At 54.9% G+C, this 26,059-nt stretch carries 23 protein-coding genes; 7 read left to right on the forward strand and 16 right to left on the reverse strand.

What is annotated here, in order from left to right:
- The 16 genes from M2422_RS10945 to leuO all read right to left on the reverse strand — a co-directional run bounded on the left by M2422_RS10945 (nucleotide 1) and on the right by leuO (nucleotide 18,867).
- Nucleotides 1-921, reverse strand: a complete 921-nt coding sequence (locus M2422_RS10945) for a D-alanine--D-alanine ligase (protein WP_064673236.1) — start codon at nucleotides 919-921, stop codon at nucleotides 1-3.
- Complete coding sequence (gene murC, locus M2422_RS10950) at nucleotides 914-2,389, reverse strand: UDP-N-acetylmuramate--L-alanine ligase (protein ID WP_064673235.1); 1,476 nt, start codon at nucleotides 2,387-2,389, stop codon at nucleotides 914-916. Before murC ends, M2422_RS10945 begins: the two co-directional genes overlap by 8 nt.
- Nucleotides 2,390-2,445: 56 nt before the next feature.
- On the reverse strand, nucleotides 2,446-3,510 hold the full coding sequence (gene murG, locus M2422_RS10955) for an undecaprenyldiphospho-muramoylpentapeptide beta-N-acetylglucosaminyltransferase (RefSeq protein WP_064673234.1): 1,065 nt from the start codon (nucleotides 3,508-3,510) through the stop codon (nucleotides 2,446-2,448).
- A complete protein-coding gene (gene ftsW / locus M2422_RS10960; protein ID WP_023310395.1) occupies nucleotides 3,507-4,751 on the reverse strand; it encodes a cell division protein FtsW in 1,245 nt (414 codons plus the stop codon). Before ftsW ends, murG begins: the two co-directional genes overlap by 4 nt.
- Nucleotides 4,751-6,067 (reverse strand): UDP-N-acetylmuramoyl-L-alanine--D-glutamate ligase, encoded by a 1,317-nt coding sequence (gene murD, locus M2422_RS10965; protein WP_069303667.1) that lies wholly within the window; start codon nucleotides 6,065-6,067, stop codon nucleotides 4,751-4,753. The genes ftsW and murD overlap by 1 nt, the downstream gene beginning before the upstream one ends.
- 2 nt (nucleotides 6,068-6,069) lie before the next feature.
- Nucleotides 6,070-7,152, reverse strand: a complete 1,083-nt coding sequence (gene mraY / locus M2422_RS10970; RefSeq protein ID WP_008501985.1) for a phospho-N-acetylmuramoyl-pentapeptide-transferase — start codon at nucleotides 7,150-7,152, stop codon at nucleotides 6,070-6,072.
- On the reverse strand, nucleotides 7,146-8,504 hold the full coding sequence (gene murF, locus M2422_RS10975) for a UDP-N-acetylmuramoyl-tripeptide--D-alanyl-D-alanine ligase (protein ID WP_064673232.1): 1,359 nt from the start codon (nucleotides 8,502-8,504) through the stop codon (nucleotides 7,146-7,148). Before murF ends, mraY begins: the two co-directional genes overlap by 7 nt.
- Complete coding sequence (murE, locus tag M2422_RS10980; RefSeq protein ID WP_048979011.1) at nucleotides 8,501-9,988, reverse strand: UDP-N-acetylmuramoyl-L-alanyl-D-glutamate--2,6-diaminopimelate ligase; 1,488 nt, start codon at nucleotides 9,986-9,988, stop codon at nucleotides 8,501-8,503. Before murE ends, murF begins: the two co-directional genes overlap by 4 nt.
- The gene (locus M2422_RS10985; protein WP_033144627.1) at nucleotides 9,975-11,741 is read right to left on the reverse strand and encodes a peptidoglycan glycosyltransferase FtsI; all 1,767 of its coding nucleotides are present in this window, start codon (nucleotides 11,739-11,741) and stop codon (nucleotides 9,975-9,977) included. Before M2422_RS10985 ends, murE begins: the two co-directional genes overlap by 14 nt.
- A 15-nt stretch (nucleotides 11,742-11,756) precedes the next feature.
- Nucleotides 11,757-12,122: a cell division protein FtsL gene (gene ftsL, locus M2422_RS10990; RefSeq protein ID WP_008501989.1), complete on the reverse strand. Its 366-nt coding sequence runs from the start codon at nucleotides 12,120-12,122 to the stop codon at nucleotides 11,757-11,759.
- On the reverse strand, nucleotides 12,119-13,060 hold the full coding sequence (rsmH, locus tag M2422_RS10995) for a 16S rRNA (cytosine(1402)-N(4))-methyltransferase RsmH (RefSeq protein WP_021240527.1): 942 nt from the start codon (nucleotides 13,058-13,060) through the stop codon (nucleotides 12,119-12,121). The genes ftsL and rsmH overlap by 4 nt, the downstream gene beginning before the upstream one ends.
- A 2-nt stretch (nucleotides 13,061-13,062) precedes the next feature.
- Entirely contained in the window at nucleotides 13,063-13,521 is a 459-nt protein-coding gene (gene mraZ / locus M2422_RS11000; protein WP_021240528.1) for a division/cell wall cluster transcriptional repressor MraZ, read from the reverse strand.
- Between the two features lie 599 nt (nucleotides 13,522-14,120).
- Nucleotides 14,121-15,128, reverse strand: coding sequence for a catabolite repressor/activator (gene cra / locus M2422_RS11005; RefSeq protein ID WP_008501993.1), 1,008 nt, complete (start codon nucleotides 15,126-15,128; stop codon nucleotides 14,121-14,123).
- A 179-nt stretch (nucleotides 15,129-15,307) separates the two neighbouring features.
- Nucleotides 15,308-15,799 (reverse strand): acetolactate synthase small subunit, encoded by a 492-nt coding sequence (gene ilvN / locus M2422_RS11010; protein WP_023310389.1) that lies wholly within the window; start codon nucleotides 15,797-15,799, stop codon nucleotides 15,308-15,310.
- A 1-nt stretch (nucleotide 15,800) separates the two neighbouring features.
- On the reverse strand, nucleotides 15,801-17,525 hold the full coding sequence (ilvI, locus tag M2422_RS11015) for an acetolactate synthase 3 large subunit (protein ID WP_033144626.1): 1,725 nt from the start codon (nucleotides 17,523-17,525) through the stop codon (nucleotides 15,801-15,803).
- A 379-nt stretch (nucleotides 17,526-17,904) separates the two neighbouring features.
- Entirely contained in the window at nucleotides 17,905-18,867 is a 963-nt protein-coding gene (leuO, locus tag M2422_RS11020) for a transcriptional regulator LeuO (RefSeq protein ID WP_045888154.1), read from the reverse strand.
- Nucleotides 18,868-19,454: 587 nt separating this feature from the next.
- Between leuO and leuL the strand changes: the two genes are divergently transcribed.
- The 7 genes from leuL to M2422_RS11050 all read left to right on the forward strand — a co-directional run bounded on the left by leuL (nucleotide 19,455) and on the right by M2422_RS11050 (nucleotide 26,055).
- Complete coding sequence (leuL, locus tag M2422_RS23925; RefSeq protein ID WP_071786497.1) at nucleotides 19,455-19,541, forward strand: leu operon leader peptide; 87 nt, start codon at nucleotides 19,455-19,457, stop codon at nucleotides 19,539-19,541.
- Between the two features lie 91 nt (nucleotides 19,542-19,632).
- Complete coding sequence (leuA, locus tag M2422_RS11025; protein WP_064673231.1) at nucleotides 19,633-21,204, forward strand: 2-isopropylmalate synthase; 1,572 nt, start codon at nucleotides 19,633-19,635, stop codon at nucleotides 21,202-21,204.
- The gene (leuB, locus tag M2422_RS11030; protein WP_047060144.1) at nucleotides 21,204-22,295 is read left to right on the forward strand and encodes a 3-isopropylmalate dehydrogenase; all 1,092 of its coding nucleotides are present in this window, start codon (nucleotides 21,204-21,206) and stop codon (nucleotides 22,293-22,295) included. The genes leuA and leuB overlap by 1 nt, the downstream gene beginning before the upstream one ends.
- 2 nt (nucleotides 22,296-22,297) lie before the next feature.
- The gene (gene leuC / locus M2422_RS11035; protein ID WP_033144624.1) at nucleotides 22,298-23,698 is read left to right on the forward strand and encodes a 3-isopropylmalate dehydratase large subunit; all 1,401 of its coding nucleotides are present in this window, start codon (nucleotides 22,298-22,300) and stop codon (nucleotides 23,696-23,698) included.
- Between the two features lie 10 nt (nucleotides 23,699-23,708).
- Nucleotides 23,709-24,314 carry a 3-isopropylmalate dehydratase small subunit gene (leuD, locus tag M2422_RS11040; RefSeq protein WP_064673230.1) on the forward strand — a complete coding sequence of 202 codons (606 nt, stop codon included), beginning with the start codon at nucleotides 23,709-23,711 and terminating at the stop codon, nucleotides 24,312-24,314.
- 162 nt (nucleotides 24,315-24,476) lie between these two features.
- Complete coding sequence (locus M2422_RS11045) at nucleotides 24,477-25,367, forward strand: cation diffusion facilitator family transporter (RefSeq protein WP_069303664.1); 891 nt, start codon at nucleotides 24,477-24,479, stop codon at nucleotides 25,365-25,367.
- Nucleotides 25,368-25,473: 106 nt separating this feature from the next.
- Nucleotides 25,474-26,055, forward strand: a complete 582-nt coding sequence (locus M2422_RS11050) for a cytochrome b/b6 domain-containing protein (protein WP_259140730.1) — start codon at nucleotides 25,474-25,476, stop codon at nucleotides 26,053-26,055.
- The last annotated feature ends 4 nt before the right edge of the window (nucleotides 26,056-26,059 follow it).

Raw genomic sequence — 26,059 nt, forward strand, 5'->3', positions numbered from 1 at the left:
TCAGCCCGCCTGGTCCAGAATGCGTACGACTAACTGCGAGAAGCTCATCCCCGCCTGACGCGCGGCCATCGGCACAAGGCTGTGGCTGGTCATTCCCGGAGAGGTATTCGCTTCCAGCAGATAAAATTGTCCGTCACTGTCCTGCATCACGTCGATGCGTCCCCAGCCCTGACAACCCAGAATATGCCAGGCTTTAAGCACCAGGGACTGTAAATCTGCTTCACGCTCAGCTTCAAGACCACAAGGGCAGAAATATTGCGTCTCATCAGAGAGATACTTCGCCTCATAATCATAGAAGGTTCCGGCCGGTTGGATACGAATTGACGGTAAAATTTCTTCGCCAAGCATCGCGACGGTAAATTCCGGCCCGCTGAGCCATTTTTCAATCAGAACTTCTTCATCATGTTGAAATGCCAGTGCTAAAGCGGACGAAAGATCTTCAGCTTTGTCGACTTTGGACATTCCCACGCTGGAGCCTTCCCGGCTGGGCTTTACAATAACCGGTAAGCCCAGCTCAGCAATGCGTGCATTAACGCTATCCGGCAGGCCCAATTCAAATTCGCGACGCGTCAGCGCAACCCATGGCGCAACGGGTAACCCCGCGCCCTGCCACAGAAGCTTGCTGCGCAGTTTATCCATAGAGATAGCGGAGGCCATCACGCCGCTGCCGGTGTACGGCATGCCGATCAAATCCAGAAGCCCCTGCAGGGTGCCGTCTTCGCCGCCGCGACCATGCAAAGCGATAAAGACTTTATCGAAGCCCATGGCTTTTAATTGCGTCACGTCGACCTCTTTTGGGTCGACCAGGTGCGCATTGACGCCACCTTCACGCAGGCCCGCCAGCACAGCCGCGCCGGAATTCAGGGAAACCTCGCGCTCGGCGGAGGTACCGCCAGACAGGACAGCAATCTTATCAGCCATGATGCTCATCCTCCTGGGTTTGCGGCTTCAGTTTGATTTCAGCTAAGGTACGGGCGATTTTGCCAATATTTCCCGCGCCCTGAATCAGAATCAAATCGTTACCTGTAAGAACCGGTGCCAGAATTTCCGCCACCTTTGCAGGGTCAGAAACCAGAATAGGGTCAACTTTACCGCGTCCACGGATGGTACGACACAGAGAGCGGCTGTCGGCCCCCGGAATCGGCGTCTCGCCTGCGGCGTACACGTCCAGCATTAACAGGGTGTCTACCTGTGACAGGACGCTGGCGAAATCGTCGTACAGATCGCGCGTACGCGTGAAGCGGTGCGGCTGGAAGACCATCACCAGATTTTTGTCCGGCCAGCCTGCACGTGCGGCTTTAATGGTGGCGTCGACTTCGGTCGGATGGTGACCATAGTCGTCCACCAGCATCGCAGTGCCGGCTTTACCGTTCACGGCGTCCAGCGGGAATTCACCGAGGAAGTCGAAACGACGACCGGTGCCCTGGAAGCTTTCCAGCGCGCGCAGAATGGCATCATCATCAATGCCTTCTTCCGTCGCGACGGCCACAGCCGCTGCGGCATTGAGGGCGTTATGGCGACCTGGCGCATTCAGCGTGACGTGCAGCAACTCTTTGTCCTGACGCGCCAGCGTGAAGTGCCCCTGCGCACCAATCTGTTTGTACTCTTCCACGCGGACGTCAGCGTCTTCACTAAAGCCGTAAGTGGTGATTTGACGACCCACACGCGGCAGCAGCTCGCGGATCACCGGATCGTCTACGCACATCACCGCGCGTCCATAGAACGGCAGGTTGTGCAGAAAGTTGATGAAGGTCTGCTTTAAGTTCTCGAAGTCGCCCTGGTAGGTATCCATATGGTCAGCTTCGATGTTAGTGACAATCGCCACCATCGGCTGCAGGTGCAGGAACGACGCGTCGCTCTCATCCGCTTCGGCAATCAGATAACGACTGTGGCCCAGACGCGCGTGTACGCCCGCGGCTTTGACCAGACCGCCGTTGACGAACGTCGGGTCGAGACCCGCTTCCGCATAAATACTGGAGACCATCGCCGTGGTCGTGGTTTTACCGTGGGTCCCGGCAATGGCGATGCCGTGACGGAAACGCATCAGTTCCGCCAGCATTTCTGCACGGCGGATCACCGGAATGCGCGCTTCATGTGCGGCAACGATTTCCGGGTTGTCAGAGGAGATGGCGCTGGAGACCACCACCACGCTCGCATCGCGCACGTTTTCCGGACGATGGTTGAAATAGATAGTCGCCCCAAGCGACGCCAGCTGCTGCGTAACAGGGTTTGGCGCCAGGTCAGACCCGCTGATCTGATAACCTTCGTTAGCTAACACTTCGGCAATACCGCCCATGCCAGCACCACCGATGCCAACAAAGTGAATGTGCCGGACGCGACGCATCTCGGGCACGATTGAACGCAGTTTTGCCAGTTGTTGTGTATTCATTCTCTAAACGCCATCGACTACTTAAAATTCGTGCAGCGCAACACGCGCTGCGAGGGTTAAGCCTGGGCTGCCAGGCTCACTTCTTTTGCCACCCGTTCCGTCGCATCAGGGATAGCGGCCGCGCGTGCGCGTTGCGCCATCTCCAGCAGTGCGTCTCTGTTCCAGCCCGCCAGGGTGGTGGCGACCGCGTCGGCGGTAAATTGTGGCTGTTCAAAAATCTTCGCGGCACCGGCTTTCTCAAGCGGCAGCGCATTCCAGTACTGCTGTCTGTCTTTGTGCTGGAACGGCACAAAAAGGGCCGGCAGACCGGCGGCGGCGATCTCGCTCACCGTCAGCGCGCCTGAACGACAAACCACGACATCGGCCCAGGCATACGCCGCCGCCATGTCGTCGATAAATTCTGTGACTTTATGCTGCGGCTGCCCCGCCTCGGCGTAAGCTTGCTCAACGGTCTGCTGAGCGCCTTTTCCGCTCTGGTGCCAAATGGTCACGGTATCCCCCAGCTTTGCGGCAACCTGCGGCATCGTCTGGTTTAAAATGCGTGCGCCCTGAGAGCCGCCGACGACCAGTACACGAACCGGCCCTTCACGGCCCGTCAGGCGAGCGTCCGGCAGCGGGAGCGCCAGCACGTCCACGCGCACCGGGTTACCCACCACGTCCGCTTTCGGGAACGCACCGGGAAACGCCTGCATAACTTTGGTAGCGATTTTCGCCAGCCACTTGTTGGTCAGACCAGCAATACCGTTCTGTTCATGTAGCACAACGGGAATGCCTAACGACCACGCCGCCAGCCCGCCAGGACCAGAGACATAGCCGCCCATGCCCAGCACCACATCTGGCTTAAAGCGCTTCATGATGGTGCGCGCCTGACGCCAGGCGTTAAAAATACGCACCGGAGCCAGCAGCATTGCCTTGAGGCCTTTGCCCCGAAGGCCGGAAATACGAATAAAGTCGATCTCGATACCGTGCTTCGGTACCAGTTCGGCTTCCATGCGGTCTGCGGTTCCCAGCCAGCGTACCTGCCAGCCCTGATCCATTAAATGGTGCGCAACCGCCAGCCCCGGGAACACGTGTCCACCGGTACCGCCTGCCATCACCATTAACCGCTTCGGTTGATTCATCGTGAACCTCGTGTAAACGCCTGGGCTTTTTCCAGACGCGTCTCATAATCTATACGCAACAAAAACATGATGGCCGTCGACATAATCAACAGACTCGAACCACCATAACTGATCAACGGCAGCGTCAGACCTTTGGTCGGCAGCATACCCGCTGCGGCCCCGACGTTAACCAATGCCTGGAAGCTAAACCAGATACCAATTGAACAGGCTAAGAATCCTGAGAAGCGGTGATCGATCTCCAGCGCTTTCCGGCCGATAGACATGGCGCGGAAAGCGACGAAGAATACCATTAATAGCGCTAATACCACACCGATATAACCCAGTTCTTCCGCAATAATGGAGAAGATGAAGTCAGTGTGCGCTTCCGGTAAATACTCCAGTTTCTGTACCGAGTTACCCAGCCCCTGCCCCCAGACTTCACCGCGACCAAAGGCCATCAGCGACTGCGTCAGCTGATAACCGCTGCCGAAGGGATCTTCCCACGGGTTCCAGAACGAGGTAACACGGCGAATACGGTAAGGCTCGGCCAGGATCAGCAGCACAACCGCCGAAATACCCATCCCGATGATAGCGATGAACTGCCACAGCTTCGCGCCCGCCAGGAACAGCATGGCCAGAGTGGTAACGAACAGCACGACAACGGTACCGAGGTCAGGCTGCGCCAGCAGTAATACCGCCAGCACCAGAATCACGCCCATCGGTTTTAAGAAGCCGCGCAGGTTGTTACGCACTTCATCAACCTTACGCACCAGGTAGTTAGCCAGATAGCAGAACAGGGAGAGCTTGGTAAATTCCGCAGGCTGAATGCGCAGCGGGCCAAAGGCGATCCAGCGCGATGCCCCGTTAACAGAGCTCCCCACCACCAGTACGATCAGCAGCATAATAATCGAGGCGATCAGCATCGCCGTACTGTGGCGCTGCCAGAACTCCATCGGCAGGCGCAAGGTCACCAGCGCCAGGCAGAACGCCAGGATGATGTAAAGACCATCACGCTTGGCAAACAGGAAAGGATCGTTCGCCAGACGCTGCCCGACGGGCATTGAGGCTGACGTCACCATAATGAAGCCGACCGCCGCCAGCCCCATAGTGAGCCAGAACAGCGTGCGATCGTACATGACCAGGCTGTCGTTATCTTTTTGACGAGAGCCCATCACCCAGCCTTTGAGCGCCGCAAATACCCATGCCAGGATCCCAAATCCTGGCAGGCGCGGCATTTTCAGGCGAGGGAGAGATAAACGCATTAGCCTAACTCCTTCGCCAGGCGGGTAAAGACATCACCACGCTGTTCGAAATTCTTGAATTGATCGAGGCTGGCACAGGCCGGAGAGAGCAGCACCATATCGCCTGGCTTCACGCGAGGGGCAATCAGCCGCATCGCCTGTTCCATGGTTTCGGTTTGCTCGGCAACCTCAGGGCGCAGTTCAGCCAGCTCGCTGCCGTCACGCCCGAAGCAGTACAGGCGGATGTTATCTCCGGCGAGATACGGCTTCAGGGAGGAGAAATCAGCTGATTTACCGTCGCCGCCCAGCAGTAAATGCAGGGTGCCGTCAACGTGCAGACCGTTCAGCGCGGCCTCCGTGCTTCCGACGTTGGTGGCTTTGGAGTCGTTAATCCAGCGCACGCCGTTGTGCTCCAGCGCCAGCTGGAAACGGTGCGCCAGACCAGAAAACGTGGTTAACGCTTTCAGGCTGGAGGATCGCGGCAGCCCTACTGCATCCGCCAGCGCCAGCGCCGCCAGGGCATTGGTATAGTTGTGCTGACCAGAGAGCTTCATCTCTTTCACGTTCAGCACTTTCTCACCCTTCACGCGCAGCCAGGTTTCGCCCAGCTGACGGTTCAGGTGGTAATCCCCCATCGTGATACCGAAGCTGATACAGCGATCGTCTGCGCCACGCACCGGCATGGTCAGCGCGTCATCGGCGTTAACAACGCAGACTTTGGCATTTTCATAAACGCGGAGCTTGGCGGCACGGTACTGCTGCAGACCAAATGGATACCTGTCCATATGATCTTCAGTCACGTTGAGGATCGTCGCGGCCGCAGCATGCAGGCTGGAGGTGGTTTCCAGCTGGAAGCTGGAAAGCTCGAGAACATACAGCTCGCAGCCTTTATCCAGCAGCATCAGAGCGGGTAAACCAATGTTACCGCCAACGCCGACGTTCATGCCCGCCGCTTTCGCCATTTCCCCCACCAGGGTGGTGACGGTGCTTTTACCGTTAGAACCGGTAATGGCGATAATAGGTGCCTGCGCTTCGCGGCAGAACAGCTCGATATCGCCGACAATCTCAACGCCCGCATCCGCAGCAGCGCTCAGCGAAGGATGCGCCAGCGCCATACCCGGGCTGGCGACAATCAGATCGGCTGCCAGCAGCCAGTCATCATTCAGACCACCAAGGTGGCGTTCAACCTGTTCCGGCAGTTTGTCCAGACCCGGCGGAGAGACACGCGTATCCATCACGCGTGGCGTCACGCCGCGTGCGAGGAAAAAGTCCACGCAGGAGAGCCCCGTGAGGCCCAACCCGATGATAACGACTTTTTTGCCCTGGTAATCTGCCATGATTAACGTACCTTCAGCGTTGCCAGGCCAATCAGCACCAGCATCAGCGAAATAATCCAGAAGCGCACAATCACGCGCGGCTCCGGCCAGCCTTTCAGTTCATAGTGGTGGTGAATCGGCGCCATACGGAAGATGCGCTGACCGCGCAGCTTGAAGGAACCGACCTGCAAAATCACCGACAGGGTTTCAACCACAAACACGCCGCCCATGATCACCAGCAGGAACTCCTGACGCAGCAGTACGGCGATAATACCGAGCGCACCGCCCAAAGCCAGAGAACCGACGTCACCCATAAAGACCTGCGCCGGATAGGTGTTGAACCACAGGAAGCCCAGCCCCGCGCCGACAATCGCCGTACAGACGATCACCAGCTCACCCGCGTGGCGCAGATAAGGGATGTGCAGGTAGTTCGCAAAGTTCATGTTACCGGTCGCCCACGCCACCAGCGCAAAACCGGCGGCCACAAAGACGGTTGGCATAATGGCCAGGCCATCCAGACCGTCGGTCAGGTTAACGGCGTTACCGGTACCGACAATCACAAAGTAGGCCAGCAGGATGTAGAACAGCCCCAGCTGCGGCATCACGTCTTTAAAGAACGGCACGACCAGCTCGGTAGCTGGCGTGTCTTTGCCTGCCAGATACAGCGCAAAGGCCACGCCCAGCGCGATCACCGACATCCAGAAATACTTCCAGCGCGCGATCAGGCCTTTGGTATCTTTGCGGACGACTTTGCGGTAATCATCCACAAAACCGATGATCCCGTAACCCACCAGTACCGTCAGAACGCACCAGACGTACGGGTTAGAGGGATAGGCCCACAGCAACACGGAAACGACGATGGCGGTCAGGATCATGATCCCGCCCATGGTCGGCGTGCCGCGCTTGCTGAAGTGCGATTCCGGACCGTCGTTACGCACAACCTGGCCGAAAGAGAGTTTTTGCAGACGGGCAATCATGCGCGGGCCCATCCACAACGAGATGAACAGCGCAGTCAGCAGGCTGACGATGGCGCGAAACGTCAGATACGAAAAGACGTTAAAGCCTGAATAATATTTGACCAAATGTTCGGCCAGCCAAACTAACATGTCCCGTTCTCCTGTAATGCGTGCACAACCTCTTCCATGGCGGCACTACGTGAACCTTTCACTAACACAGTCACAATTTGTTTTTCTGTAATCAACGCCTTAAGGCGCGCTATCAACGCGGTTTTATCAGCAAAATGCTCGCCAACGCCGCTGGCTTGGCTAATCGCCTGGCTCAGTTTTCCTGCGCTCAGCACGCAGTCCAGCCCCGCCGCTTTCGCCGCTTCACCGACCTGGGTATGGCAGGCTTCGCTTTCGTCGCCCAGCTCTGCCATATCGCCCACCACCATGATGCGGTAGCCCGGCATTTCAGATAACACCTGCACCGCCGCCGTCATCGAGCCCACGTTCGCGTTGTAGGAGTCATCAAGCAGCAGCTTGTTTTCCGAAAGCTGAATCGGGAACAGACGCCCCGGCACGGCTTTCAGGTTCGCCAGCCCGGTTTTAATCGCTTCATGCGACGCGCCCACTGCCGTCGACAACGCCGCCGCCGCAAGCGCATTGGCGATATTATGGCGACCCGGCAGCGGCAGCAGCACATCTACGCCACCCGTTGGGGTGGTGAGGGTGAACTCCGTGCCGTGCGACGTCACATGGATATTGGTCGCGGTAAAATCACTGTTGGCCGCATTCGGCGAGAAGCGCCAGGTTTTACGCGAACCAATGATGCTTTGCCAGTTCAGCCAGTCGTTGTTGTCGGCGTTCAGGATGGCGATACCGTCATCCGGCAGACCGGTGTAAATCTCACCTTTGGCTTTCGCTACGCCTTCCAGCGAGCCAAAGCCTTCCAGATGCGCCGCCGCGAGGTTATTCACCAGTGCGGCTTCCGGGCGAGTCAGGCTCACGGTCCAGGCGATTTCGCCCTGGTGGTTTGCCCCTAACTCGATCACCGCAAATTCATGTTCTTTGGTCAGGCGGAGTAATGTCATCGGCACGCCGATGTCATTATTGAGGTTGCCCGCGGTATAAAGCGTATTCCCGCACTGGCTGAGGATCGCCGCCGTCATCTCTTTCACCGACGTCTTGCCTGATGAACCGGTCAAGGCGACAACGCGAGTAGGGACCTGCTGACGAACCCAGGCGGCCAGTTCACCGAACGCGAGACGCGTATCTTTCACCACAATTTGTGGCAGATCGATATCGAGCTTGCGGCTGACGAGCAGCGCACCGGCACCGTTCCCTTTGGCCTGTTCTGCAAAATCATGCGCGTCAAAACGCTCGCCTTTCAGCGCCACAAACAGACAGCCTGCGGTAATCTTGCGGGTGTCCGTCGTTACGGCATCAATGGTCAGGTCTTGCCCGTGCAGGTCGCCCTGCAGGATGGCAGCAGCCTGGCTTAACGTGATGCTAATCATGCCACGACTCCCAGCAGGCGTGCTGCCGTTACGCGGTCCGAGTAGTCCAGACGGCGATTGCCAACGATCTGATAATCTTCATGGCCTTTGCCCGCCAGCAGGACAACATCATTCTCCTGCGCCTGCATGATGGTGTTGGTCACGGCTTCCGCACGCCCTTCCACCACGCGAGCGCGGCCCGCGTCCAGCATGCCCGCCAGAATGTCATTAATGATGGCGCGCGGCTCTTCGGTACGCGGGTTGTCATCGGTCACAACCGGAATATCTGCGAACTGCTCGGCAATAGCCCCCATCAGCGGGCGTTTGCCTTTATCGCGATCGCCGCCACAGCCAAACACGCACCAGAGCTTACCGGCGCAGTGCAGGCGCGCCGCTTCCAGCGCTTTTTCCAGCGCATCCGGCGTGTGGGCATAATCAACCACAACGGTCGGTTTGCCCGGCGCGCTGAACACTTCCATACGGCCGCAAACCGGCTGCAGACGCGCTGAGGTTTTCAGCAGTTCAGCCATCGGATAACCCAGCGCCAGCAGCGTTGCCAGCGCCAGCAGCAGGTTGCTGACGTTAAAAGCGCCCATCAGGCGGCTTTCAATTTCGCCTTCACCCCAGGAAGAGGCAAAGCGGATTGTCGCCCCGCTGTCGTGATAATTCACCTCAACCGCCTTCAGCCAGCGGCCGTGGCAGTTGGGATTGATATGGTCTTCCATCGACACCGCAACCGCATCCGGCAGCTTCGCCAGCCAGCGGCGGCCCACTTCGTCGTCGGCGTTGATGATGGCTTGTCCGTAATGGTGAGTAGAGAACAGCAGCCATTTCGCGGCTTCGTAATGCTCCATATCACCGTGATAATCAAGATGATCGCGGCTCAGGTTGGTAAACACGGAAGCGGCAAATTTCAGCGCCGCGACGCGGTGCTGAACCAGACCGTGCGAAGAGACTTCCATCGCAGCAAAGGTTGCCCCCTGCCCTGCCAGACCGGCAAGCACATGCTGTACGTCTACGGCCGAGCCGGTGGTGTTTTCCGTCGGGCTCACTTTGCCCAGCAGGCCGTTACCCACGGTACCCATCACCGCACCGGTTTCACCCAGCAGCTGGGCCCACTGCGCCATCAGCTGCGTGGTAGTGGTTTTACCGTTCGTACCCGTGACGCCTACCAGGCGCAGCTGGTCGGAAGGTTCGTGATAAAAACGTCCCGCCAGCGCGGAAAGACGCTCGTTTAACTGGCTGAGATAGATGACCGGCACCCCGTGCATTTCACGGATCTCACCGTCGGTTGCCTCATCTTTCGCCTCAGCAATAATGGCAGCCACACCTTGCGCAATCGCCTGCGGGATATAACGACGCCCGTCCGCCTGATGACCGACCACCGCCACAAAAAGATCGCCAGAAGCAGCCACGCGGCTGTCCAGTACCATCTCTCGCAGTGCTCGCTCCGGTGCATTTGGCACCCACGGAGCGAGAAGGTCGCGCAAATTACGATCTGCCACCTGTACCCTCGCCTTGATTAATTACAAATTCACTTTTTTCGCCCGTCGCCAGCGCATCCGGTTCGATGTTCATGGTGCGTAACACGCCGCCCATGATAGCCCCGAACACAGGCGCGGAGACGGCGCCGCCGTAGTATTTACCCGCCTGTGGATCGTTTATCACGACCACCAGCGCAAAACGCGGATTGCTTGCAGGCGCAACGCCTGCGGTATAGGCAATGTATTTGTTGATATAGCGGCCGTCCGGCCCTACTTTTTTCGCCGTGCCGGTCTTGATGGCGATGCGATAACCTTTGATTGCCGCCTTCACGCCGCCGCCGCCGGGCAGCGCCACGCTTTCCATCATATGAACAACCGTACGGACGGTTGATTCCGGGAAGATACGCTCGCCGGGAACCGGTGGATCAACTTTGGTAATCGACAGCGGACGATAAACGCCATAGCTGCCGATCGTTGCGTAGACTCGCGCTAACTGTAACGGTGTCACCATTAGCCCGTAGCCGAAAGAGAAGGTGGCCCTCTCTATGTCAGACCACCGTTGTTTTTGAGGATATAAGCCACTGCGTTCTCCGACCAACCCCAAATTGGTCGCCTTTCCAAGCCCAAAACGTGAGTAAGTCTCTACTAACGCTGAGGACGGCATCGCTAACGCCAGCTTTGAAACACCGACGTTACTCGACTTCTGTAACACCCCGGTCAGGGTCAATTCGCTGTAGCGCGCCACGTCTTTGATCTCGTGGCCGTTAATTCGGTATGGAATGGTATTCAGGACGGTGTTTTCATTGACGATACCGCGCTGAAGGGCAGTCATGACCACCATCGGCTTAACGGTCGAACCCGGTTCGAACACGTCGGTGATGGTACGGTTACGCATAATATCCTTCTGCGTACCGGTAAGATTGTTAGGGTTGTAGGACGGGCTATTGGCCATCGCCAGCACTTCACCCGTGTTGACATCGACTAACACGGCACTGCCCGATTCCGCTTTGTTGAAGGCCACGGCATTGTTCAGCTCGCGGTAAACCAGCGCCTGTAACCGCTCATCAATACTCAGGGCCAGATTGTGTGCGGCCTGGCTGTCCGTAGAGGAAATATCCTCAATTACGCGACCATAGCGGTCCTTACGCACAATGCGCTCGCCGGGCTGGCCGGTGAGCCATTTATCAAAGCTTTTTTCAACGCCTTCAATCCCCTGGCTATCAACGTTAGTAAAGCCAATGAGGTGAGCAGTCACTTCGCCGGATGGATAGTAACGACGGGATTCTTCACGCAGATGGATCCCAGGCAGCTTCAATTTTTTGATGTAGTCCGCCATGTCAGGGTTCACCTGACGCGCCAGATAGATAAAGCGCCCTCGCGGGTTCGTATTTACGCGTGAAGCTAACTGGTCCAGCGGCATCTTCAGCGCATCCGCAAGCGCCTTCCAGCGGTTATCAAGCGTGATACCGCCAGCGTCGTGCAGCTCTTTCGGATCGGCCCAGATCGCCTTCACCGGCACGCTCACCGCCAGCGGACGACCCGAACGGTCGGTGATCATCCCGCGGGATGTCGACACTTCCTGGACGCGCAGGGAGCGCATGTCGCCCTGACGCACCAGCATGTCAGGGGCGATGATTTGCAGCCAGGCCACGCGTCCCAGCAGAAAACCCAGAGCGAGTAAAATGCAGCCGCAAAGCAACGCAAAACGCCAACTGACAAAGTTGGCCTGTTCTTCCTGACGTTTTGGTTTTAGCGTTTTTGCCGCTGCTTTCATGCGTCGCGTTTTCCCTTATTTTTGTACTACGATATTTTCCTGCGAAGGATCAACATGCTGCAGCTGCAGCTTTTCCGTTGCGATCCGTTCAACCCGGCTGTGATCGCCGAGCGCGTTTTCTTCAAGGATCAGATTTCGCCATTCAATATCCAGCGCATCGCGTTCCAATACCATCTGCTCGCGTTGCGCAGTCAATAAACGTGTATGGTGGGCGGTGGTCACCACCGTAACTGCCGTGACAATGATGCAAATGAACAGACAGAGTGGCAGTTTCCCAAACCGCAAAAGATCGTCGCCGATCACGCCAGGCAAGGCATGGCGCTCGTTGCTTCCTAACGAATCCTTAACTTTGCTTAGGGTCTCTGTCACTCTGCCGATCATGCGTTCGTCCTCTCTGCAACACGCAGCACTGAACTACGGGCGCGTGGATTCTCTGCCACTTCTTCTTCGCCCGGCATCAACTTGCCTAATGCTCGCAACTGACGGCCACCCAGTTTCCTGAGTTGTTCTTCCGTCATCGGCAGCCCCGCTGGCACCTGTGGACCGCGGCTTTGCTCACGCATAAAGCGTTTCACAATACGGTCTTCCAGCGAATGGAAGCTGATGATGGATAACCGCCCACCCGGGGCCAGCACGTCGAGCGAGCTTTTTAGCGCCAGCTCTATTTCCTCCAGTTCACTGTTTACCCAGATGCGAACCGCCTGGAAGGTACGGGTCGCGGGATGTTTGTGCTTATCCTTCACCGGTGTCGCCGCCGCGATCACTTCGGCCAACTCTTTGGTGCGGGTCATGGGCTCAATGCGATTGCGCTCAACGATGGCGCGCGCAATACGTTTGCCAAAGCGCTCTTCGCCAAACGTTTTGATGACCCATGCAATATCTGCTTCGTCAGCGGTCTGTAACCACTCAGCGGCAGACTGACCGCGCGTCGGGTCCATACGCATATCCAGCGGACCATCACGCATAAAGGAGAAACCACGTTCAGCATCATCAAGTTGGGGTGAAGAGACGCCAAGATCGAGAAGAATCCCGTCGATCTTGCCCGTCAGGCCACGCTCGGCAACATAATCCGCGAGCGCAGAGAAAGGTCCATGCACGATGGAAAAGCGTGGGTCATTGATGGTTTGTGCAACGGCAATTGCCTGCGGATCGCGATCGATTGCCAGCAGACGTCCTTCCTCTCCAAGCTGGGAGAGAATCAAACGCGAGTGACCACCGCGACCAAACGTGCCATCAATGTAGATGCCATCCGGACGAATATTCAGACCGTTTACGGCCTCGTCCAGTAACACCGTTTTGTGTTTATAATTTTCCATCATATTTATAGAGACAAGTCCTGCAGCCGTTCCGATAATGTCGCGGAATCAGACTGCTCAGCGTCGATATCTTCCTTGACCTGTTGATACCAGGTCGTTTCATCCCACAGTTCAAACTTGTTGAACTGCCCGACCAGCATCACTTCTTTGGTCAGACCGGCATGTTGCCGCAACACAGGGGCAATCAGTAACCGCCCTGCGTTATCCATCTGACATTCACTGGCATGTCCCAATAACAGCCGCTGCACGCGGCGTTCCTGCGGGTTCATGCTCGACAGTCGCGACAGCTTTTGCTCAATAATTTCCCATTCAGGCAAGGGGTAAAGCAGCAGGCAGGGGGAGTTAATGTCAATGGTGCAAACCATTTGACCCGCAGCGTTCTCAATCAGCTGGTCGCGGTATCGGGTTGGTACCGATAAACGCCCTTTGCTGTCGAGATTGACTAACGTAGCTCCACGGAACATGCCAGTCTCACCCCTCCTCACCACTTTAACCCACAAATTCCCACCTAAAGGAGTTTACGGAGCGAGGGAAAAGCTTGTCAAGCCAGGACTCTCCCTATAAGGACCCGAAAGCCCTCTATTTACAGAGATAAACAGTCCTGGTTAATAACTGCACAACTGGCGAGGCAAAATTAACGTTATGAATATTTGTAAGAAAAAAACCGAATATGCACACTAGCGTTAAAGCTCACTCAATATCATCGCAGATAAATATAAAGTGTCAGTTTGCGACGCGGGCAGCATTTTATGACAGATTCTCAGGGGATAACAGCGCCAGATTCATCCAGGTGCCCGGTAAGCGCGGAGGTTGCCACGTAAGCTGGAGCAGTAAGAGGAAAAACGTCTGAATATTCATCGACCGATGAGGGTTTGTAACAAAATAATACAAAGATAGCTGTTTAAAATCGCCCGGACGTTCTTTTAAAGGACAATTTAAAAGCCAGAATGAATTAAAAAAATAGGCGATTACGATCCCGCAAGAATTATCCTAATTTCTCTCCGGGAATTATCTGCACGAATAATCACAACAAAATGGGGCAGATTTCTCCGCCCCGGTCATTTCATTTTTGGCGGCTTAGAATTCCGCGATGGTAGAGATTGCGTTTGATACGCGTCAGACCCGGCTTCGGTTTGCGCGGCTCATCCAGGCTTGCCAGCACAATCTCAAGTACGCGTTCAGCCACATCGCGGTGACGCTGTGCTACCGCCAGCACCGGGCACTGCAGGAAGTCGAGCAGCTCATTATCCCCGAACGTGGCAATCGCCAGGTCGGAGGGCAGTTTACCTTCACGACGTAAGGTCACATCCATGACACCCTGCAACAGCGCAAATGACGTGGTGAACAGCGCCTGAGGCATCGGATGCGTTTCCAGCCATTTTTCAAACAGCTGCGCTGCGGCTTCACGTTCGTAGCTGTTGGCATAGAGGTAGTGAACCTCGCGCGGATCGTCTTTCCAGGCGGTTCTGAATCCCTGCTCACGCAGGAAGCTCACGGAAAGCTCGGGCAACGCGCCAAGATACAGCACTGTTTCAGCGGGGAACGTTCTGAGCTCTGCGGCCAGCATTTCGGCATCATCCTGATCCGCACCCACGACGCTGGTGAAATGCTCGCGATCGAGCGCGCGATCCAGCGCCACGATTGGGAACGGGTCGTTCGCCCAGCGCTGGTAGAACGGATGCTCTGGCGGCAAAGAGGTCGACACGATGATGGCATCCACCTGGCGCTGGAGCAGATGCTCAATGCAACGCATTTCGTTGTCGGGCTGGTCTTCCGAGCAGGCAATCAGCAATTGATAGCCGCGCTGGCGCGCCTGACGTTCAAGATAGTTGGCGATACGGGTATAGCTGGTGTTTTCCAGGTCAGGGATCACCAGACCAATAGAGCGGGTACGCCCGGCACGCAGACCGGCTGCGACAGCATTCGGATGGTAGTTATGCTCACGAACCACCGCCATAACTTTTTCAACGGTCTTGTCGCTGACACGGTACTGCTTTGCTTTACCGTTAATCACATAGCTGGCCGTTGTTCGTGACACGCCGGCTAGCCGGGCGATTTCATCCAGTTTCACAATTGCCCCTTAAAAAAAGAAAAGAGTCCATGGCCCTGTCAAGGTTATGGTTAAATCTTTTAACATCTAAACGCAGAAAAGACTTCGCGGCAACCGCTTTTATCTGCGTTGTCGGCTGATTACGCAAAAAAAAGCCCGGCTTTGGTGACCGGGCAGAAAGAGGCGAACCTTTTTGACAACTAACGCATGATTTTCTCGCCGCGTGACAGACCTACGACACCCGATCTCGCCACCTCGACAATTTTTGCAACGTCCCGCACGGACGCGAGGAAAGCATCCAGCTTGTCGCTTGTCCCGACCAGCTGCACAGTATAAAGAGAAGGCGTGACGTCGATAATTTGTCCGCGGAAAATATCCGCATTGCGTTTGACTTCATCACGCCCGTAGCCGCTGGCCTGGATTTTCACCAGCATGACCTCACGCTCAACGTAGGCCCCCTGCCCCAGCTCGCTCACGCGCAGTACGTCGACCAGCTTATGCAGCTGTTTTTCAATTTGCTCAAGCACTTTGGCATCGCCGACGGTTTGGATCGTCATGCGCGACAGCGTCGGGTCTTCCGTTGGGGCAACGGTCAGGCTTTCAATGTTATAACCGCGCTGCGCAAAAAGGCCAATGACGCGAGACAGTGCGCCAGACTCGTTTTCCAGTAAAACAGATAATATCCGGCGCATATCAGGTTCTCTCCGTTTTGCTTAACCACATTTCATCCATACCACCACCACGAATATGCATCGGATAAACGTGCTCGGTCCCATCAACAATCACATCCATAAAGACGAGGCGGTTGTTTTTAACGTGCTCAAGCGCTTGCGCGAGCTTCGTCTCCAGCTCAGCCGGATCGGTCACCCGCATGCCTACATGGCCGTAAGCTTCAGCAAGACGAACAAAATCCGGCAGCGATTTCATGTATGACTGAGAGTGGCGGCCAGAGTAGATCATATCCTGCCACTGCTTCACCATACCGAGATACCCGTTATTCAGGTTCAGCACCAGTACCGGCAGTTCATATTGCAGCGCGGTAGACAGCTCCTGAATGTTCATCTGAATACTGCCGTCCCCCGTCACGCAGACGACGGTTTCATTCGGCAGCGCCAGCTTCACGCCCAGCGCAGCAGGCAGACCAAAGCCCATGGTTCCTAAACCACCGGAGTTGATCCAGTGTCGCGGTTTATCAAACGGGTAATACAGGGCGGCAAACATCTGATGCTGCCCCACGTCTGAGGTCACGTACGCCTCACCTTTCGTCAGTCGCCACACCGCTTCAATGACCGCCTGCGGCTTAATATTTTCACTTTGCGTGTCATATTTCAGGCACTGACGCGCGCGCCACTGTTCAATCTGCTGCCACCAGTCGCGGATCTCATCCAGCGGCTGGGTTGCACTCTCCTGGGTCAGCAGATCCAGCATTTGCTCCAGAACCTGCCGGGCATCACCGACGATCGGCACATCAGCCGACACCGTTTTTGAAATTGACGTTGGATCGATATCAATGTGCAGCACGGTAGCGTTCGGGCAATACTTCGCCAGGTTGTTGGTGGTGCGGTCGTCAAAGCGCACGCCCACGGCAAAGATCACATCGGAATGATGCATCGTCATGTTGGCTTCATAGGTACCGTGCATACCCAGCATTCCCAGCGCCTGACGATGGGTGGCAGGGAACGCCCCCAGCCCCATCAGCGACGACGCAACGGGAAGGTTAAGCTTTTCAATCAGTTCACGAAGCTGGGCTTCACAGGCAGAGTTGATCGCCCCGCCACCGACATAGACCACCGGTTTTTTGGCTGCCAGAAGCGTTTGCAACGCTCGCTTGATCTGACCTTTATGCCCCTGCGTTGTGGGATTATAAGAGCGCATGCTGACCGATTCCGGCCAGACATAAGGCAGCTTGTTTGCCGGGTTGAGAATATCTTTAGGCAGATCGACCACCACCGGTCCCGGGCGTCCGCTCGCCGCCAGCCAGAAGGCTTTTTTCAATACGCCGGGAATGTCTTCTGTTTGCTTGACCAGAAAGCTGTGCTTCACAACGGGACGCGAAATCCCAACCATGTCGCACTCCTGAAACGCATCGTAGCCAATCAGTGAGGTTGCCACCTGCCCGGAGAGGATCACCAGCGGGATAGAGTCCATATAGGCCGTTGCAATCCCGGTAATGGCGTTTGTCGCGCCGGGGCCAGACGTGACTAACACCACGCCCACTTCACCCGTCGCACGTGCCAGGCCGTCAGCCATGTGTACCGCCGCCTGCTCGTGACGTACCAGAACATGGTCAATGCCCCCAACCGTATGCAGCGCATCATAAATATCGAGAACCGCACCGCCAGGGTAGCCGAACACTTGCTTTACGCCCTGATCGATCAGCGACCGAACGACCATTTCCGCGCCAGACAACATCTCCATGCTTTGCCTCCAGGCATTTTGTTATAGACGGACTGCCGAATTCATTTCCGCACCGTCTTACGACTGGGATGAACCAATCTTATATTTTGCAGAGTGTTCTTTACCTTAACCGCTCGTTATGAGGCAGGCAATTAGCAAACCCGGGGAGATAAACGGTGCGTAAAGCAGAAAAAGCAGCCGTTCACAGAAGATATGGTTAATTCCTCTGGGAATAGAGAGTGAGGTGATAAATCATCGCTGAAAAGCGCGACAATGCAGGAAATCATCTATTTTTGCGTGCCGTAGAGCAGCCAAAAAAAATCATCACAGAAGAAAATAGCAGTTATCTAAAAAAACTCAGGATAAATCACATAAAACGATGCGATTTATCCTGATGCGTTTACCGGCGACAGATGCCAACCAGCAACTCTTCCATCCACTGATGTCCTTTATCCCGGCCCGCTGCTTCATGCCAGGAAAGATAACAGGTACGGCTATTTAGCTTGAGCGGCAGAGGCAAAATTTGCAGATTTAAAGGGTCAGAAAACTCTTCTGCCAGCCAGCGCGGCGCAATTGCCACCAGCTGTGTCTGGGAAACCACGTTTAATACGCTGACCATGGCCATGCCCTGATAAGCCACGCTCGCCTGTTTATCCGCAGTGTCATACCACGGCAGGCTAAAGGAAGCATATCTGTCGAGCGCAACAACGGCGTGTTGCTCGTTATAAACATCGTTTTCTCGCAGCGGAGAATTCAGGCGCGGGTGTTTTTTACTGGCGACCAAAACCATTTCATCTTTAAACAGCGGCACGCAGGAAAATTCCGGACGACGGAACTCTTCATACCCCAGAACGAATTCGATCTCCTGATAGCGTAACTGATGTTCTGTGTTTTGATTCAGGGATGATTTAAAAACAAGATTGATATTGGGTGCGATCTCTTCAACTTTATTATAGATAATAGACGTTAAATAATTATCTAAAGGGCTACAGACACAAAGATGGAATACGCGCTCGCTGCTTAAGGGTTCAAAGCCCGATCCCGGCAGCTCATTTTGGACCAGTTGCAACGCCTGACGAATGGAGCCAAACAGCTGGAATGCGCGCGCCGTAGGCTGGATCCCCCTCCCGTAGCGAACAAATAATTCGTCGTTAAACATAAGCTTAAGCCTGGCAACGGCATTACTCACGGCAGGTTGTGACATCCCCAAGGTTTGGGCAGCGCGGGTGATATTCTGTTCCTGCATGACAGCATCAAACACCGTCAGAAGATTCAGATCCACCGTGCGTAACTGTGGTTTAATCCCATCAGTAGCTTGAGGTTGTTTAATATTATTTTCTGGCACTTCTGACTCCACTGTCACGCTACACCCCTTTGCCAACGTACGGTAATAATCCTGAAAAATATCATTTATCATGCAAATACGATCAGCGAAAGAGAATTATTTAAAATTCGGAATAAATAAAGACTTTATATTAACGAAAATTAATGAACAAAACTGATATGTTTGACTTTAGGATTTAAATGAAACCATAAATCAAACCAATATACAATTGCCGTCAGGTTAATGATGATTTAAGTATTATTAAACTGTTATTACTATCGCCCTACAGTTAGTTAACAACCTGTTATCTCTATTCGCTTTCCAGCATTCCGGAAAAAATTCACTACATTTATAAGTTTATGATATCAAAACTATTTAAACACAAAGCATCCTCATAAAACATTTCACTCATTTTTAAACATTTATATTTATTGGTATCTGCAACTCTTTTCTCAAGTCCAAAATTAGACAATTAATCGGGTCAAAAAAGCTAAAACCAGCACAATTAGCTAAAGTGAATACCCGGTTGATTCCATCTGTCGGGCCCGTTTTCATCCTCAGGGGTTGACATGAACAACCGTATCCAGTACCACTAAAAGCATATTGAATTTAACGGAGCACGATTCATGACACGCACCATTCGTTTCACCGGTCTACTACTACTAAACGCATCCACTGTGCGCGGTAGACTGGCGGGCGAAATTCAGCGTTGAATCGTCACCAGTAAGACTAGAAACCCGCGCCACTGCGCGGGTTTTTTTATGCTCGTAGCAAGGCGCCCTAAGACTGACAAGGACCTAACCCATGAGCCAGCAAGTCATTATTTTCGATACAACTTTACGTGACGGTGAACAGGCATTACAGGCAAGCCTGAGTGTAAAAGAGAAACTGCAGATCGCGCTGGCTCTCGAACGTATGGGTGTTGACGTGATGGAGGTCGGTTTCCCTGTCTCTTCCCCAGGTGATTTCGAATCCGTACAGACCATTGCGCACACCATTAAAAACAGTCGCGTCTGTGCCCTGGCGCGCTGCGTAGAGAAAGACATCGACGTCGCCGCCGAGTCGCTGAAGGTCGCCGAAGCGTTCCGTATCCACACCTTTATTGCTACCTCGCCTATGCACATCGCAACCAAGCTGCGCAGCACGCTGGATGAGGTGATTGAGCGCGCGGTCTACATGGTTAAGCGCGCACGCAACTATACCGATGACGTTGAGTTCTCCTGTGAAGATGCGGGCCGTACGCCAATCGAAGACCTGGCGCGCGTTGTGGAAGCCGCCATCAACGCGGGCGCGAAAACCATCAACATCCCGGACACCGTCGGCTACACCATGCCGTTTGAGTTCTCCAACATCATCACCGGCCTGTATGACCGCGTGCCGAATATTGATAAAGCAATTATCTCCGTCCACACCCACGATGATTTGGGTCTGGCCGTAGGCAATGCTATCGCCGCCGTCCACGCTGGCGCGCGTCAGGTAGAAGGCGCGATGAACGGTATCGGCGAACGCGCGGGCAACTGTTCGCTGGAAGAAGTGATCATGGCGATCAAAGTGCGCAAAGACATCATGGACGTGCACACCCGCATTAATCACAACGAAATCTGGCGCACCAGCCAGACCGTCAGCCAGATTTGCAACATGCCCATTCCGGCTAACAAAGCGATTGTCGGTACCGGCGCCTTCGCGCACTCCTCTGGTATCCACCAGGATGGCGTCCTGAAGAATCGTGAAAACTACGAAATCATGACCCCGGAATCCATCGGCCTGAATCAAGTACAGCTGAACCTGACCTCCCGTTCCGGTCGCGCCGCGGTTAAACACCGTATGGAAGAGATGGGTTATAAGGACAGCGATTACAACATGGACCAGCTGTACGACGCGTTCCTGAAACTGGCCGACAAAAAAGGCCAGGTGTTCGACTATGACCTGGAAGCGCTGGCCTTTATTAACAAGCAGCAGGAAGAGCCGGAGCACTTCCGTCTGGATTACTTCAACGTGCAGTCCGGCTCCAGCGACATCGCCACCGCCTCGGTCAAACTGGCCTGCGGCGATGAAATTAAAGCAGAGGCCGCTAACGGTAACGGCCCTGTCGATGCCATCTATCAGGCGATTAATCGCGTCACCGAGTACGACGTTGAGCTGGTGAAATATGACCTGACGGCCAAGGGCCACGGCAAAGATGCACTGGGTCAGGTCGACATAGTTGTTACCCACAATGGCCGCCGCTTCCATGGCGTGGGCCTGGCGACCGATATCGTTGAATCCTCCGCGAAAGCGATGGTACACGTGTTGAACAACATCTGGCGCGCCGCCGAAGTCGAAAAAGAGTTGCAACGCAAAGCTCAGAATAAAGAGAACAACAAGGAAACCGTGTAATGTCGAAGAATTACCATATTGCTGTGTTGCCGGGCGACGGTATTGGTCCGGAAGTGATGGCACAGGCGCTGAAAGTACTGGAAGCCGTTCGCGCGCGTTTTGCGATGAAAATCACCACCAGCCACTACGACGTGGGCGGTATTGCGATTGATAACCACGGTACGCCGCTGCCAAAAGCGACCGTGGAAGGCTGCGAAAATGCCGATGCCGTGCTGTTTGGTTCCGTCGGTGGCCCGAAATGGGAACACCTGCCGCCGGCAGAGCAGCCTGAACGCGGCGCGCTGCTGCCGCTGCGTAAACATTTCAAACTGTTCAGCAACCTGCGTCCGGCGAAGCTGTATCAGGGTCTGGAAGAGTTCTGCCCGCTGCGTGCGGATATCGCCGCCAACGGTTTCGACATTCTGTGCGTGCGTGAACTGACCGGCGGGATCTATTTCGGTCAGCCAAAAGGACGCGAAGGCAGCGGACAACACGAGAAAGCGTTCGATACCGAGGTGTATCACCGTTTCGAAATCGAGCGTATCGCCCACATCGCGTTCGAGTCGGCGCGCAAACGCCGCCATAAAGTGACCTCCATTGATAAAGCGAACGTGCTGCAGTCTTCCATTTTGTGGCGCGAGATCGTCAGCGAAGTCGCTAAGCAGTACCCGGACGTCGCGCTGTCGCACATGTACATCGACAACGCGACCATGCAGCTGATTAAAGATCCGTCCCAGTTTGACGTGCTGCTGTGCTCCAACCTGTTCGGCGATATCCTCTCTGACGAATGCGCGATGATCACCGGCTCGATGGGCATGCTGCCCTCTGCAAGCCTGAATGAAGAAGGCTTTGGCCTGTACGAGCCTGCGGGCGGCTCCGCGCCGGATATTGCCGGCAAAAATATTGCCAACCCGATTGCGCAGATCCTCTCCCTGGCCCTGCTGCTGCGCTACAGCCTGGATGCAGGCGAGGCGGCAACCGCAATTGAAAACGCCATTAACCGGGCGTTAGAAGAAGGCGTCCGTACCGGCGATTTAGCACGCGGCACGGCGGCAGTCAGTACCGATGAAATGGGCGACATCATTGCCCGCTATGTCGCTGAAGGGGTGTAATCATGGCTAAGACGTTATATGAAAAGTTGTTTGATGCGCACGTTGTTTACGAGGCACCGAACGAAACCCCGCTGCTGTACATTGACCGTCATCTGGTGCACGAAGTGACCTCTCCTCAGGCATTTGACGGCCTGCGCGCGCACAAGCGTCCGGTACGTCAGCCGGGTAAAACCTTCGCGACGATGGATCACAACGTTTCCACCCAGACCAAAGACATCAATGCCTCGGGTGAGATGGCGCGTATCCAGATGCAGGAGCTGATTAAGAACTGCAATGAATTTGGCGTTGAGCTGTACGACCTGAACCATCCGTATCAGGGCATCGTCCACGTGATGGGGCCTGAGCAAGGGATCACCCTGCCGGGCATGACCATCGTCTGCGGTGACTCCCATACCGCGACCCACGGCGCGTTTGGCGCTCTGGCGTTCGGGATTGGCACTTCCGAGGTGGAACATGTGCTGGCAACGCAGACCCTGAAACAGGGCCGCGCCAAAACCATGAAGATTGAAGTGAAGGGTAAAGCCGCACCGGGTATTACCGCAAAAGACATCGTGCTGGCCATCATCGGTAAAACCGGCAGCGCAGGCGGCACCGGTCACGTTGTTGAGTTCTGCGGGGAAGCCATCCAGGCGCTGAGCATGGAGGGACGCATGACCCTGTGCAATATGGCGATTGAGATGGGCGCAAAAGCCGGTCTGGTCGCGCCGGACGAAACCACCTTCAACTACGTGAAGGGTCGTCTGCATGCGCCGAAAGGTCAGAATTTTGACGACGCGGTAGCGTACTGGAAAACCCTGAAAACCGACGATGGCGCAGCCTTTGACACCGTCGTCACTCTTCAGGCAGAAGAGATTGCGCCTCAGGTGACCTGGGGCACCAATCCGGGCCAGGTGATTTCCGTTAACGACAATATCCCTGACCCGGCATCCTTTACCGATCCGGTCGAGCGCGCCAGTGCGGAAAAAGCGCTGGCCTACATGGGGCTTAAGCCCGGCGTGCCGTTGACCGATGTCGCCATTGATAAAGTATTTATCGGTTCCTGCACCAACTCCCGTATCGAAGATTTGCGTGCCGCAGCCGAGATTGCCAAAGGCCGCAAAGTGGCGCCAGGCGTTCAGGCGCTGGTGGTACCTGGCTCCGGTCCGGTGAAAGCCCAGGCGGAAGCCGAAGGTCTGGATAAGATCTTTATCGAAGCGGGCTTCGAATGGCGCCTGCCCGGCTGCTCCATGTGTCTGGCCATGAACAACGATCGCCTGAATCCGGGCGAGCGCTGCGCCTCCACCAGCAACCGTAACTTTGAAGGCCGTCAGGGCCGCGGTGGGCGCACCCATCTGGTCAGCCCGGCAATGGCCGCCGCTGCGGCAGTCACCGGCCATTTCGCCGATATTCGCAGTCTGAAATAAGGAGACAATCATGGCAGAGAAATTTACCCAACATACGGGCCGTGTTGTCCCGCTGGACGCCGCTAACGTCGATACTGACGCTATTATTCCAAAACAGTTTCTGCAGAAAGTGACGCGTACCGGTTTCGGCGCACATCTGTTTAACGACTGGCGTTTCCTGGACGATAAGGGAGAAGTGCCTAATCCGGAATTCGTTATGAACTTCCCGGAATATAAAGGCGCCTCCATTTTGCTGGCACGCGAAAACTTTGGCTGCGGCTCATCCCGTGAGCACGCGCCGTGGGCGCTCACCGACTACGGTTTTAAAGTGGTCATTGCCCCAAGCTTCGCGGATATTTTTTACGGTAACAGCTTCAACAACCAGCTGCTGCCCGTCACGCTGAGCGATGAACAGGTCGATGAGTTGTTCGCGCTGGTTAAGGCGAATCCGGGCATTTCGTTTGAAGTGGATCTGGAAGCAGAAGTGGTGAAAGCCGGGGATAAGACCTACAGCTTCAGCATTGATGCGTTCCGCCGTCACTGCATGCTGAACGGTCTGGACAGCATTGGTTTAACCCTCCAGCACGACGCGGCGATTGCCGCTTACGAAAACAAACAACCCGCATTTATGAAATAATCCTCCGGCCTGCAGTCCACTCTGCAGGCCGCGTTTTATCCCGAGCCCCCCCTCCTTCTGTAAATACTTCCCAAACCCAGCCAATAATGACGTTATATTTAATGTCAATTTAATGTTCCGTGCGCAAAATAATCGCTCAATCAGCTGGTAGCGGAAATAATCATGGAAAAGAAAAATGGCAATGAGTCTCATATCCGTTCTCGGGAAATACATAAATGCACATTAGTGAGCGTAATAATAAATAGTTTACTCACCGCCTTTCAGATAGTTGCAGGAATATTTTCCGGTTCACAAGGTTTAATTGCTGATGGGATTCATTCTCTTTCCGATTTATCCTCCGACTTTGTCGTTCTGGTTGCGAATAAAAAGAGTCAGAAAGCCTCTGATATCGATCATCATTATGGTCATCTGCGTTTCGAAAACGGCGCAAAGCTCATTATTGGCGCTATTCTGCTGCTTGTGGGGGTCGGGATGCTCTGGTCCGCAGGCAATAAACTGCTTCACCCCGAGACGCATCAGCTGGTGAAAGGGGCCGCGCTGTGGGTGGCGATACTGGCGCTGGTGGTGAAGGAAAGCCTGTTCAGATACATGTTTGCCACGGGAAAACGTATTCAGTCCTCGCTGCTGATAGCCAATGCCTGGCATGCCCGTTCTGACGCAGCGTCGTCAGTGGTTGTCGCCATCGGCATTGCCGGGAATTTAGTGGGTTTTCACGCGATGGACCTCATTGCGGCCCTGATTGTCGGAGTATTCATCGCCCACATGGGTTACAAATTTGCTGCCGATGCCCTGCACGATCTGATGGACCGTTCGCTTGAGCCCGAGCTGGAGCACGACATCAAAACGTGTCTTCTCGCAACCGAGGGCGTCACCGGACTCCATGATTTAAAAACCCGCAAGATGGGCGATTTAGCCCTTGTCGATGTCCATCTGGAAGTGAACGGCGAATTAAGCGTAAAAGAAGGACATCAGATTGCCGTGAATGCCAGAAATAACGTGATGCAAAAATTCAATGTGCTGAACGTGATGACGCATATTGATCCTGCCCACTAACCGGAACGCATAAATACAGTGTGACGCAAGCGACCGTTAAGGTTTCGTTAATTAATCTGCGTCACACTGCATCGCATCAGCTCTCTCATTATTGAGGTAAAAAGCGATGAAACCAAATTTACGCGATACGCTTCCCCATAAAGAAACGCCTTTTCTTCGCATACTGCACATTCTTGTGGCCGTACTGGTCCTCGCCCAGATTATCAATTCTAATTTCACCGAAAGTGAAGCCCTCCACGAATCCGGGCTGAACGGAATTGTCACCTGGATCCATGTTATCTCCGGGTTTGGTTTATTTTTTTGTGGCATTGCCATGATGGCATGGATGTTAACCCAGCGCGGATTTAAGTATTACTTCGCCTGGCTGGCGCTGGATTTTCGCGGAATTGTTGACGATATTCGCACCCTCGCGCAGCGTCAGCTTCCTGACGCGCATGCCGGCGGTATGGCAGCAACGGTGCAAGGTCTGGGCGTGCTGGCGCTGCTGGGCGTTGCACTCTGCGGCGCGGCCTGGTTCGTGCTGAACGCCACGCTCGGGCCGGTTTCGTCCGTCACGGAATCCGTCTTGGATTTGCATAAATTCCTGACGGTCTTTATTGAGACATATTTCTGGGCACACGGCTTCATGGGCCTCGTTCATATGTACCTGACGCTACGCGCGCAGCGTAAATATCAGTATTCAGAATAAAACG

The sequence above is a fragment of the Enterobacter sp. SLBN-59 genome (genome assembly GCF_024807915.1).
Classification (GTDB): Bacteria; Pseudomonadota; Gammaproteobacteria; order Enterobacterales; family Enterobacteriaceae; genus Enterobacter; species Enterobacter asburiae_B.

Excerpts from the sequence above, each read along its gene's own strand:
- murD (WP_069303667.1), bottom strand. The coding sequence starts at position 6,067 with ATGGCAGATTACCAGGGCAAAAAAGTCGTTATCATCGGGTTGGGCCTC.
- ftsL (WP_008501989.1), bottom strand. The coding sequence starts at position 12,122 with ATGATCGGCAGAGTGACAGAGACCCTAAGCAAAGTTAAGGATTCGTTA.
- M2422_RS11045 (WP_069303664.1), top strand. The coding sequence starts at position 24,477 with ATGGAAAAGAAAAATGGCAATGAGTCTCATATCCGTTCTCGGGAAATA.
- mraY (WP_008501985.1), bottom strand. The coding sequence starts at position 7,152 with ATGTTAGTTTGGCTGGCCGAACATTTGGTCAAATATTATTCAGGCTTT.
- murF (WP_064673232.1), bottom strand. The coding sequence starts at position 8,504 with ATGATTAGCATCACGTTAAGCCAGGCTGCTGCCATCCTGCAGGGCGAC.
- leuB (WP_047060144.1), top strand. The coding sequence starts at position 21,204 with ATGTCGAAGAATTACCATATTGCTGTGTTGCCGGGCGACGGTATTGGT.
- ilvI (WP_033144626.1), bottom strand. The coding sequence starts at position 17,525 with ATGGAGATGTTGTCTGGCGCGGAAATGGTCGTTCGGTCGCTGATCGAT.
- ftsW (WP_023310395.1), bottom strand. The coding sequence starts at position 4,751 with ATGCGTTTATCTCTCCCTCGCCTGAAAATGCCGCGCCTGCCAGGATTT.
- M2422_RS10985 (WP_033144627.1), bottom strand. The coding sequence starts at position 11,741 with ATGAAAGCAGCGGCAAAAACGCTAAAACCAAAACGTCAGGAAGAACAG.
- murC (WP_064673235.1), bottom strand. The coding sequence starts at position 2,389 with ATGAATACACAACAACTGGCAAAACTGCGTTCAATCGTGCCCGAGATG.
- rsmH (WP_021240527.1), bottom strand. The coding sequence starts at position 13,060 with ATGATGGAAAATTATAAACACAAAACGGTGTTACTGGACGAGGCCGTA.
- leuL (WP_071786497.1), top strand. The coding sequence starts at position 19,455 with ATGACACGCACCATTCGTTTCACCGGTCTACTACTACTAAACGCATCC.
- leuA (WP_064673231.1), top strand. The coding sequence starts at position 19,633 with ATGAGCCAGCAAGTCATTATTTTCGATACAACTTTACGTGACGGTGAA.
- mraZ (WP_021240528.1), bottom strand. The coding sequence starts at position 13,521 with ATGTTCCGTGGAGCTACGTTAGTCAATCTCGACAGCAAAGGGCGTTTA.
- M2422_RS10945 (WP_064673236.1), bottom strand. The coding sequence starts at position 921 with ATGGCTGATAAGATTGCTGTCCTGTCTGGCGGTACCTCCGCCGAGCGC.
- murG (WP_064673234.1), bottom strand. The coding sequence starts at position 3,510 with ATGAATCAACCGAAGCGGTTAATGGTGATGGCAGGCGGTACCGGTGGA.
- leuD (WP_064673230.1), top strand. The coding sequence starts at position 23,709 with ATGGCAGAGAAATTTACCCAACATACGGGCCGTGTTGTCCCGCTGGAC.
- leuC (WP_033144624.1), top strand. The coding sequence starts at position 22,298 with ATGGCTAAGACGTTATATGAAAAGTTGTTTGATGCGCACGTTGTTTAC.
- M2422_RS11050 (WP_259140730.1), top strand. The coding sequence starts at position 25,474 with ATGAAACCAAATTTACGCGATACGCTTCCCCATAAAGAAACGCCTTTT.
- ilvN (WP_023310389.1), bottom strand. The coding sequence starts at position 15,799 with ATGCGCCGGATATTATCTGTTTTACTGGAAAACGAGTCTGGCGCACTG.